This window comes from Mucilaginibacter endophyticus (genome assembly GCF_003351025.1).
In the GTDB taxonomy this organism is placed as follows: Bacteria; Bacteroidota; Bacteroidia; order Sphingobacteriales; family Sphingobacteriaceae; genus Mucilaginibacter; species Mucilaginibacter endophyticus.
Map to the genome: position 1 here is coordinate 13,398 of NZ_QPCG01000001.1, position 11,397 is coordinate 24,794.

General features: G+C 42.5%; 7 protein-coding genes. 5 read left to right on the forward strand and 2 right to left on the reverse strand.

Annotated elements, in window-relative coordinates; all coding sequences use genetic code 11:
- Positions 1-57: 57 nt before the first annotated feature.
- A complete protein-coding gene (locus DUL71_RS00070) occupies positions 58-1,668 on the forward strand; it encodes a mechanosensitive ion channel family protein (protein ID WP_114936216.1) in 1,611 nt (536 codons plus the stop codon).
- Between the two features lie 159 nt (positions 1,669-1,827).
- On the opposite strand, the gene DUL71_RS00075 is transcribed toward DUL71_RS00070, so the two are convergent.
- Together DUL71_RS00075 and DUL71_RS00080 are read right to left on the reverse strand one after the other, a co-directional pair.
- Positions 1,828-2,808, reverse strand: coding sequence for an acyl-ACP desaturase (locus DUL71_RS00075; RefSeq protein ID WP_112572873.1), 981 nt, complete (start codon positions 2,806-2,808; stop codon positions 1,828-1,830).
- A gap of 55 nt (positions 2,809-2,863) precedes the next feature.
- The gene (locus DUL71_RS00080) at positions 2,864-3,871 is read right to left on the reverse strand and encodes a glycoside hydrolase family 5 protein (protein ID WP_114936217.1); all 1,008 of its coding nucleotides are present in this window, start codon (positions 3,869-3,871) and stop codon (positions 2,864-2,866) included.
- 178 nt (positions 3,872-4,049) lie between these two features.
- On the opposite strand from DUL71_RS00080, the gene DUL71_RS00085 reads away from it, so the two are divergent.
- From DUL71_RS00085 to DUL71_RS00100, 4 genes are all read left to right on the forward strand, one after another.
- The gene (locus tag DUL71_RS00085) at positions 4,050-5,396 is read left to right on the forward strand and encodes a sensor histidine kinase (protein ID WP_112572877.1); all 1,347 of its coding nucleotides are present in this window, start codon (positions 4,050-4,052) and stop codon (positions 5,394-5,396) included.
- Between the two features lie 12 nt (positions 5,397-5,408).
- Positions 5,409-7,496 carry a cellulose biosynthesis cyclic di-GMP-binding regulatory protein BcsB gene (locus DUL71_RS00090; protein ID WP_112572879.1) on the forward strand — a complete coding sequence of 696 codons (2,088 nt, stop codon included), beginning with the start codon at positions 5,409-5,411 and terminating at the stop codon, positions 7,494-7,496.
- A gap of 131 nt (positions 7,497-7,627) precedes the next feature.
- Positions 7,628-9,481, forward strand: coding sequence for a glycosyltransferase family 2 protein (locus tag DUL71_RS00095; protein WP_114936218.1), 1,854 nt, complete (start codon positions 7,628-7,630; stop codon positions 9,479-9,481).
- Positions 9,478-11,046 (forward strand): hypothetical protein, encoded by a 1,569-nt coding sequence (locus DUL71_RS00100; RefSeq protein ID WP_114936219.1) that lies wholly within the window; start codon positions 9,478-9,480, stop codon positions 11,044-11,046. The genes DUL71_RS00095 and DUL71_RS00100 overlap by 4 nt, the downstream gene beginning before the upstream one ends.
- Positions 11,047-11,397: the final 351 nt, after the last annotated feature.

Genomic DNA, 11,397 nt, shown 5'->3' on the forward strand with positions numbered 1-11,397 from the left:
TGGTAGGCAGGTTGAAATGAGCTAAATAATTTTTAGCTTTAACAGAAAAACATCCCTATGCCTAAATTTTTCAACCTGCTCATCCTTTTTCTGTTTGCCGTGTTCACCACACAGGCTCAAAAACTCCCCGAAAAAAATGGTGAACCGGTAATTGTTAACCGGGATACCCTGTTTAAGTTTTATGCCCCACAGGGCTTGTTTGACCCAAAGGAACGGGCCGGAATAGTTACCAAACGTATTGAAGCCCTCATGAGTCGGATAGATTTTAACGCCGATTCACTGACGCTTAAAAATGATACTTCCATGTCCCTGATAACCTACAACGGGCAAATGATCATGGGGGTTAATAATGCCGATGCTTCTTACTCCGAATTGACCAGGCCACAATTGGCAGCGAGTTATCTGGCTATTCTTAAAAGCAAGCTGGGCAATGTTTTTGAAAGCAATAGCCCAAAGCAATTGATAACCAATGTGCTGGAAGCGGTTGCTGTTATCATATTGCTTATCGTGTTGATATGGGTTGTTAATAAAGGATTCAGGTGGGTAAAACTAAAAAGCATACAGGCCTGGGAGCGCAGGGTTGAAAAGCTGGCAGCAAAAGGGGCTCCTGTAGCTTATGCTTCGCGTCTGCTTCCTTTTATCAGCGGGCTGATCAATATCGGGCGCTTGCTTATTATCCTGTTGCTGGTTTACCTGGCCTTGCCGGTGTTATTTTATATTTTCCCTTCGTCGCAATCTATAGCTACGCAGCTTATTGGTTTTGTGGTCGATCCGCTGAAAAGTATATTGCTGGCTATTGTTCACTTTATCCCTAACCTGCTTACCATAACGGTTATTTATTTGGTTACCCGCTACATTGTGAAACTGGTAAAGTTTGTAGCTACCGAAATTGCCAACGGTGCCATCACCTTAAAAGGTTTTTATCCCGAATGGGCTATCCCAACTTACAATATCATCCGTGTGCTGATGTATGCTTTTATGTTTGTGGTGATATTTCCCTATCTGCCCGGCTCTCAATCCAAAGTATTTCAGGGAGTGACTGTTTTTATTGGTGTGCTGTTTTCGCTGGGATCATCATCTGCTATATCTAACATGGTGTCGGGGATTGTACTTACTTATATGCGTCCTTTTAAAATTGGCGACAGGATAAAGGTTGGCGAAATTATGGGCGATGTAATTGAGAAAAACCTGCTGGTTACCCGTGTGCGTACCATTAAAAACGAAGATGTAACCGTGCCTAATGCCTCCATTTTAAGTGGCGCTACAATTAACTATACCTCGTCGTCAAAAACTTTGGGATTGATATTGAACACCAGTGTTACCATTGGTTATGACGCGCCCTGGCAAACAATTCATAACCTGCTCATCAACGCGGCGGAGGCTACGGAGGGGATACTTGCCGAACCAAAACCATTTGTGCTGCAAACCGCGCTAAATGATTTTAACGTAAGCTACCAGATAAACGCCTATACTGATAAGCCCGGTAAAATGGCGGTCATCTATTCTGCTTTATACCAAAACATACAAGATAAGTTTAATGAAGCAGGCATGGAGATCATGTCGCCGCATTTCACAGCAGTGCGTGATGGAAGCCATATCCAGATCCCCGAAAATTATGTTGCCGAAGGTTATAAAAAGCCGGGGTATAAAATAGAGCGGGAGGCGTAGCGTGAATTGTGGGCCAAGCTTAATAGACCTTATAAAAAAGACGTCATTGCGAGATACGAAGCAACCACCGATTTACAGGTTCGCCCTGTATAGTTCGCGATTGCTTCGTACCTCGCAATGACGCGTGGATAGAATCTCTCCTTAAAGTTATTTGATTGCTTACCCGTTTATCCAGGTAAATTTGTACTCCAGCATTGGGTTTTTCATACGTTCGGCTACACGAAGTAAGCGGGCCGGAAGGTTTACCACATAATCGCGGGCTTTTTCGCCGGCTTCATCCAGACCTGTTATGCTTTCGATATGCCAGTCGGTTAAAAGCTCTTTCAGGATATCAACATAGTCGATAGCGGTGTAAATGCCCAAGCGCTGTGCAGCATCGGTAAAGTGACCAAAAGTTTGACCAACCTTTAAACCAACTTCACGCAGGAAGTGGGCAGGCATCACAATCTTTTTGCGCATCATATCTTCAAAAGCTATCATAGCCTCGCTTGGGTCTACCTCAAATATTTTTTCGATAAAGTATTTGTAAGCTTTGGCGTGACGAGCTTCGTCAGATGCGATAACACCGCACATTTTTGATAGCAGGGGATCACCGTATTTTTTTGCCTGTGAAGCTACACGACGGTGCGATACATTGGTTGCCAGCTCCTGGAAAGAAGTGTATATAAAGTTACGGTAAGGGTCATGACCGGTACCGATATCAAAACCATCAGAAATGAGGTATTGGGTAGAGATCTCCATCATGCGCATATCAACACGGCCAGACAGGTACAGGTATTTGTTCAGCAGGTCGCCATGGCGGTTTTCCTCACCAGTCCAGTGGCGGGTCCACTTCATCCAGCCACCTTCTTCGCTGTCAGATACACCTTCAACCATGGTTAGCCATGATTCGTAAGTAGGCAGGGCCTCTTCGGTAATGGTATCGCCAATTAAAACGGCAATCAGATCGTATGAAAGGCCTGCAGCGCTTTCCTGTAATTCCTTAATTTCAGTAAAGAAAGAATCCCTCGAAGAATCGGGCAAAAAATCAGACGGTTGCCAGATGGTGTCAATCGGTTTCAGGTATTCATGTATTTTTTCTAACATGAACTTTTCGATGTGCACCATTACTTCTCTGCGCTTTTCTTCAAAAAATCTCATAACTGTATATTAGTGAGCAAAGGTAACTAAATTTGTTACATTAATGTTTAAAATTTCACTGTGTGGCGCTAATTGCGTCTTTCATACACAGGGGCAAATTCGCAATAGACGGCCTGCCGTTAAACAGCGAAAAACTACTATTATACTCCCAAAGTATGCCGGGAATATCAAGCCGCTTTAACGCTTTACGTACGGCTTTGATGTAACGGCACCGGCTATCCGGATCCGCGTATTTATTATACACGCCATATTCGCCACATATAACAGGAACATCATATTTAAGCGCCCAGTTTTTAACAATTTGTAATTTATCATTTATTGATTGTTCGTTACCATCGCGCGGGTACATATGGTAGTTACTTTCGCCTGAAGTATTTTTTGCTTTGGGATTAAGTGCAGGAAAATTTTCCGCATTGTATGGAAATGATACCCCGGTGGTAGCCGCCTGGTCGCCCACCCAGCTTGCACCCTGGTGGGTAAAAAAGAAAGGTTCGTAGAAGTGAAAGGTGTAAATAATATTTTCATCGGCAAGCCTTTCAAACCTGCTTAACTCGTAGATACTGTTATAGTTTGAAGCGCCAACAATCAGCGTACGTTGCTTGTCGATTTTACGGATGGCAGTTACGATATTGTACGCGGCATCTTTCCACACTTTGGGGTTGATATGGGGCGGCTCATTATAGATCTCAAAATAAAGGTTGTCATAACTTGCAGTTTTATACCTTTTGGTTAATTTTAGCCACAAATCAATTATCAGTGGTGTTTCGGTAAGATAATTATTATCGCTTAAACGGCCATAATGGTAATCTATCACCAGCCTAAATCCGTAAGTTTCGCACTGCTCAATAACTTTATCTATGTAGGTAAACAGTTGTGCATTTGTTTTAGGATTAAAGGAAGTAAAAGCCACAGGCAACCTGATGCTTTTAAAGCCCAGTTTTTTGAGCAGCAGAAAATCAGATTTTTTAGGCGCGTTTTGAGCCAGAGAACTTTCATTCCAGGTTTGCTCGAGCCATGAAATACTGATGCCATTATTTAGATTTTTGGCACGTTGAAACGCCATTAAACGCGCTTGTTCAGGATTTGGACGACTTTTTGCAACGGAGGTTATTGCTATTGACACCAGCAACAACAAACTTGTTTGAATTATCGTATAACGAATATTTTTATTAACCAATATTTTAACCGGATTAATTTAAACAACGGCCTTAATTTTTAATTACAATTCAAGATAACGAATAATGTTTGTTCAAATTACTAACGAAGAATTAATTAGAGAGACCTCAAAAAAAGCATGGTACCAAACCAATAATATAATCTGGACAATTATATTCTTATACCCGCTTTTCAGCATTGTTGATTTTATCTACGCTACAAATTTTTGGCTGCAGTTTTTCATTATCCGCATTATTACCATCCTGATCATATATGGCCTGTTTAGCTATTTTCAGCATAAACAGTTCAGTTATCGCATATTGCTGCATATCAGCTTTTTTATGCTCTCGGTCACGGCAGCTATATTGTGCAACCTGGTAAATATTCAGTTTTTGACCATTTACTTTATGTTGTTTGCTACTACACTGCTGTTTTTTAACCTGCAGGTGTTTTGGGAGCCGTTAAATTCTATCATCCAAACCTTAATGGCATTACTGTTACTTGCCATTTTCTTTAACCTGCTGAGCGAATACAACCTTGATCTGGTTTTAAGCAACGGCGGGCAGATCTTCTTCATCATTGCAGGTATTTCCTGCTTAATACCTGGTGCACGTTACAAAGTTATCCAGCGTGAGGTACGCTCGCAGATCATGATCGAAAAATCAAACGAGCAGCTTAAACAGCAAAACAAGGATATCGCCGAAAAAAATAACCTGATCGATTTGCAGTATGAGCAGCTCCGCAAGCTCGATAGTCAGAAAAATAGCTTCATTAACATAGCAGGCCATGATCTTAAAAACCTCATTGGCTCCATAGTGATGAGTAACAACATGATTAAGGAAGAGGATTTCAGGCTCAGTACCGATCAGAAAGAGTTTGTTGGTTATATCTCCGAATCGGCCGAGAAAATGCAATACATGCTTAACAAACTGATGGATGTTAAGGAGATCGAATCGCCGGAGATGAAGTTTAACATGGAGATCTTTGATATCAACGTTGAAGTAATGCACGTTTATAAAGGCTTGTATGAAACGGCCCAAATGAAAAACATCCACCTGGTAGATAATATCCTGAAACTACCCCTAAACGTAAGGCTCGACAGGGTTTTTACAGGCCAGGTGTTTCAAAACCTGTTATCAAACGCTATTAAGTTTTCGCAAACCAATAATACCGTTAAAGTAATAACCAGTCTGCAACGTCAGAAATTTGTTTTCGAGATCATTGACGAAGGTATAGCCATTGGTCAGCAGGAACTGGAGATGATGTTCAACAAGCTTAAAACCCTTAACGACACCCATGGCATGACCGAAAGCCGTTTGGGTTTGGGTTTATCAATTGCCAAACTGATGACACAGGAAATGGGCGGCGAATTAACCTACCGCAGCGATGACAACGGCAATTATTTCAGAGTAGAATTTTACGTAATAAATTAATATTTATACCCAATGAATAAGTTTTTTACCTTATTAGCCTTTATTTTATTATTCAGCACGGCTTCACAGGCTCAGGGCAACAGCATTGCATCCTTTAAAGCTTATGGCCATGAAGATGACATGATATATGGCATGAGCGGTGCAACTTCATTTTATTTCAAGATCACGCCTTTGGTTGAAATGAATGGCAGTAAGCTGGTGTTATTCTTTGAACCATCGCAGGCACTGATAAAATCACATTCATACATTAACCTGGTTATTAATAATAAACCGGCGTACAGCAGCCGCTTAGGTCCGGATTCTATCCAGAAGATCACCCTTAACCTGAGCCGTGCCGACCTGAGCCCGGATAAGTTCCTGAAAATTCAGGTTAAAACCCTGCTTACCATTACCGACGACCAGTGTAAGGACCTTGATAACCCGGCCATGTGGTTAAAAATCAAGAACTACTCCTACCTGAGTTTGGTTAAAAGCAATAAAAACTTCTTCGATAACGTAAATATCAGCAACTGCTTCGATTCAAAAAAAGCTATTGTTTATCCTTCAAACCCAAGCCTGCATGACCTTAAGGCTGTGGCCTGGGCTTATTCGAGGTTAAAAAAGACCCAAACTCGTGAAATAGCGGTTTATGAAGAAAGCAAACTGCCCGATAGCGTGCGCAACTACATCAGGGTAGGTACTGTAGATAAACTGCCTGCAGATCAGCGCGAATTGGTAAAAGTTACACCACAGGCTTCGCAAGGGTTGTTTTACCTGCATAAATCGGTGAGCCTTATAACGGATACCATTACCCGCATGATTGATGTTAAAGGCCAGCTTACCCCTGTTAAAACAGTAACACAGGAGCAAGCCCCTAAAGAGATCTTGTTTGTTACCGGTGGCGATCCTACAGGTTATGAAAAAGCCATTACTGCTTTGGGTAACATGAATATCCTTAACTCAACCTATGGCGATTACCTGCTGATTGAAAAAGCCGAGAATACCTTCTTCAAAACCATTGATGAAAACCGCTCGAAATTATCATTGAAACAAATTGGTGGTGTAAGTGATTTTCTATCAGGTATTGGTTCGTTAAAAAGCGCTTACAGCTTTAAGAATAGTGATTTTAGCTTCACCCCTAAGGAAGTGGAGATTCGTTTTGTAGCTAACTACAGCGGTCTTGCCCCTGGCGACCGTGGTTTCTTCAATATATACCTGAATGGTTTACTGATCAGCAGTGAAAAGCTTGACGCTTCAGGTAAACTGAACAGCTCAATTACCATTAACCGCTATCAGCACCATAAATACAACACGCTTGAGGCCGAATTCAGGTTTTACCCAACCAATGGCAACTGCCGCAACAGCTTCACCAACTTTTTTGCCGAGGTTGATGTTGATAAATCATACCTTGAATCGAAAAACCCATTCATCACCAGCGACCTGAGCTTTTACCAATACCCTGAAGCATTTAACAGCGGTACCACCAAAATTGTAGTAAGCGAGCAATACGCTAAATATGCCGCCGCTGCTATGGGCGAGATCATTTATGAGCTTAACAATAACATCAACGCCAATAACTTCCCTGAGTTTGTTTACTCAAAAGACATTGATGTTAATGAACTGAAGAAAAATAACATCATAGCCCTGCTTTCAAAGGACGACAAGATCCTGAAGGAGTTTGCCGATGCGCCAATTCAGTTTGATAAAGATTTCAGGTTGTACTATACCGATAACAATAAACCGGTTTACTCCCTGTCGGATACGGTATCAAACGGTTTAGCCCAGATCTTTTACGGGCGAAGTAATAACGCTACGCTGGTGCTTACCGCAACGGGTAGTCATGTTGCCGAAGCTTTTCTGGCGGTATCAAAATCAATTACCGAGCAGCTTTCAACCCTGTCGAGCAACGTTTGTATCTCTGATGTTAACTCTAACAAATACCTGTTCAACATCAACAAATCGAGCGAAAACCTGGAATATATTGACACCAAAAGCGGCCTTACCCGTTTCTGGGACAGCTATAACCTGTACATTTTGTTAGGCATCCTGATCCTGATCCTGCTTTCGTTCCTGTATGTGCGTTCGAAAGTTCAAAAATCGCAAGATCTGTTTAACGATTAATACCTCACCCAGCCCTCTCCAAAGGAGAGGGTTTTAAGAAAAAAAGCTTAGAGAGGGCTTAAAAAAAGAGCTCCCTCTCCTTTGGAGAGGGCCGGGGTGAGGCTCTTTTAGCTTTTGTTTAGACACCTTATATGGATACACTGAGTATTTCTATTCCTGAAATTTTGGTTGCCCACGGATTTATTTCGCCGGCCGACCAGGAAAAGATCCACGCTTTTTCGGAAAGATCGGGTATGTCATACCTTAAAATAGCCCTTAACTTTGGCTATGTTTCCCGTAAAAATTACGAACGCGCTTTAGGTAATGCCGGCTACCAGTTTGCCGACATCCGCAATGAAGCCTTCGACCAAAATGTTCTGGACAAGGCAGAGCTGAAATTTGTGAACGATCAACTGGGCCTTCCGCTCCGTATCGAAAATAATAAGGTGGTTACCATCATGGCCGACCCTGGTAATGACCTGTTCCTGGATTTTGTAAGGTTTACTTACGATCTTGAACCTGAAGTTATTGTAGCGTCTGACCTTGAAATTACCTGGCTAAGCCACAAGCTTCTGGGTGATAAATATGTTAAGGCAGCAGTTTTTGACCTGGTTAAACGCGATCCTAAAAGTTCGGCATCAACAACTTTCACACCACGGCAACTCGCCTTTATTTTTATCATATGGGGCATTATTGCCATTGGCCTGTTCCTTAACTTTAAAACAGTATCCATCGGCATTAACTTGGTTATCAGTTCGTTTTTTTTAGTGGCGATAATCTTTAAGCTGTTTTTAGCACTGGTAGGCTCGCGCTTTGAACTGCATCAGGCCGTTACTAAAAAAGACCTCGCCAATATTGTAAACGATGAGCTGCCCATTTACACCATATTGCTGCCCGTTTACAAGGAAGATAAACTGATCAAAAAACTTATCTGGAACCTTCAGAGCCTCGACTATCCGCGCGAGCAACTGGATATTAAACTGGTTATTGAAGAGGATGATGAGAAAACGCTGAATGCGGTAAAAAATCTCGACTTTCCATCGGTGTTTGAAGTTATTGTGGTGCCTTTCCACATGCCTAAAACCAAACCCAAGGCATGTAACTACGGTTTGCATTTTGCAAGGGGGCAGTACCTCACTATTTATGATGCCGAGGATATCCCGGATACCGATCAGCTTAAAAAAGTGGTAGCCCTGTTTAAAAAGCTCCCCGAAAACTATATCTGCATCCAAAGCGCCCTCAACTACTTTAACCGCAACGAGAACTTCCTTACCCGGATGTTTACCCTCGAGTATTCGTACTGGTTTGATTATATGCTGCCCGGCCTGGATACACTTGATATCCCCATCCCGCTTGGCGGCACCAGCAACCACTTTAAAATGGATGCACTGGTTGAGCTTGGCGCCTGGGACCCATTTAACGTAACGGAAGATGCCGATCTTGGCGTTCGTGCTTATGCCAAAGGCTATAAGGTAGCCATCGTAAATTCATCTACCTACGAGGAAGCCAACAACAACTACTGGAACTGGATCCGTCAGCGTTCGCGTTGGATCAAGGGTTATATGCAAACCTACCTGGTGCACATGCGTAACCCGGTAGGCCTTATAAAAAGGATAGGCTTTAAAGGCTTCCTGGGTTTTAACTTTTTTATCGGTGCCACATCGGCAACATTCCTGATTTACCCGGTGCTGCTTATCATCTTTGTGTGTTACCTGATATTTGATTTTTCAACCATCCGCAACCTGTTTCCGGATTGGGTGCTGTTCATGTCGATATTTAACCTCATGGTGGGCAACATCCTCATGATCTATATCAACATGATGGCCGTATTTAAGCGCCGTTATTTTGAGCTTATTTTGTTTGCTATAGCCAATCCTATTTACTGGCTGCTGCATTCGGTTGCCGCATACATGGGTTTGTATCAGCTTATCACCAATCCGTTTTACTGGGAAAAAACCAACCACGGTTTAAGTAAGGTTAATAACCCCACAAACGTTGTTAAATGAAAATTGCCAAAAGTACATACCTGTTTATTTTTACCCTTGCACTGGCAGGCTGGTACCTGTTTATAGGTATCTACCTTAACCAGTTGGGCTACTATAACCAGGAGAGCCTGTTTTATATCGAAAAAACCAAAATAGTGTTTGAAGGGCTTGGCAACCGCCTTAAGGTAATGGGCCTTACTGCGCCGCTGTTACCCTTTTACTCCACTTTTATATTTTCGTCAATAAACAGTTACCTGGCGCCGGTAATGGCATCGGCAATAGGTACGGCGGGTTTGTTCTACCTTATTTCGCGTTCATTTTTAATCAGGGTAAAGGACGATTTTTACCTGTTTATGGTAGCCATTCTTTTTGTGCTGCACCCTGGTATTATTTATATGGCCTGCTCGGGCAAAGCCATTTACCTGGTAGTTACGTTTTTGTACCTGTTTTTCCTTAACCTGCTTAAGTTTTACCGCTCCAATACCACGTTTCACGTATCGGTAGCCAGTATGTGTTTGGTAACGCTCATTTTTTGCGATTATCGCTTTATCTGGCTTACGCTGTTCTTTATTCCGCTGGTGTTGTCTATAACGCTGGCCAGCCTTAACCTGGGCGAAAAGGAATCCATCTTCAGGTTGTTCATGAGTTTTAACAGTCCCTCGTTAAGGCGTAAGCTCATCAATAAAACCTTTGCTATTTATGTGATATTGTTTATACTGCCAATAGCGTCATTGATATGCTACAAGCTGCTTAACCAAACCCATGCCAGCGATCTTAATTACTTTATTGAAAGTCCGCTGGCTACCTGGAACGTGTTGGTTGATAAGCTTAATTACGATACCGTTTCAACCGCGGTAAACTATCAACTGCCCGAACTCAGCATCCTGATATCATTAAGGGTAATTTATTTTTGCCCGCTCATTTTGTTTGGCATGTACCTGCTGCGCGAAAGTACCTACCAGGTATTAACCGTTATCACCCTGTTTGCCTTTGTAGAGTTTTTGCACATTAAGTACGATAAGCTGTTCCTCACTTACCAGTATTATCTTATCTTTTTGTTTGTGTCGCTACTGTGTATGGTATTTAAGGTGCATACCATCAAAAACAAGCTGGCAGTTAAATTAGGACTTGCCTTCGTAATTGTATTGCAGCTATATACAGGCTACATTTTTTTAACCCATTCGCTAATTACCGACGAGCGCCGCTTTATTACCACGCTTAACCGCCTGAACCCGAATACAGATCAAAGCGAAAGCAAGGAGATGGCAGAGTATATCAACAAGCTGCCCGATGAAACGCACATCCTGATGGACGATGCCGTATCATACCCCATTGTAGCATTTACCAATAATGTAAAAAAGCTAACCCTGCCGTACCAACTTGATACGTTCCTGTCGGCCATTGAAACCCCCTACAAGTACGACGACTATATCCTGATAGCCACCCCTAAAAACCCATTCACCGGCTACACGCAGCTCAACGACAGATACATTCCCGAAATCCGCCGCCTAAACAGCGGTGTAAACTACAAACGTGTTTACGAAACCGATAGCTGGATTTTGTACAAGGTGGTGTCGTTGCAGTAGTTTCAGTTGGCAGTTTTTATTGGCAGTGGCAGTTGTTTTTTAGTAGCAGTGGCAGTGAGCAGTTGTTTTTTAGTAGCGGTAGCAGTGACAGCAGCAGTTGCCCTGGGCAAAAAAAATCCCCTCTTGAGAGGGGGCGCGGTGGAAATGCGCGGTAGCAGGGTGTGTTTATAAGCGCGACAGGTAAACGCTTTGCTCAGCACCCGGCTTAGCGTTGGGATGTTGAAACAAGCTCAAGATCACGGAATTTTATAATATGTCATTGCGAGCGATAGCGTGGCAATCGCATGCTATACAGGGCAAACGTGTACAATTGCCATATTGTTATTCCTGTCAAATAGAATTACACAACCT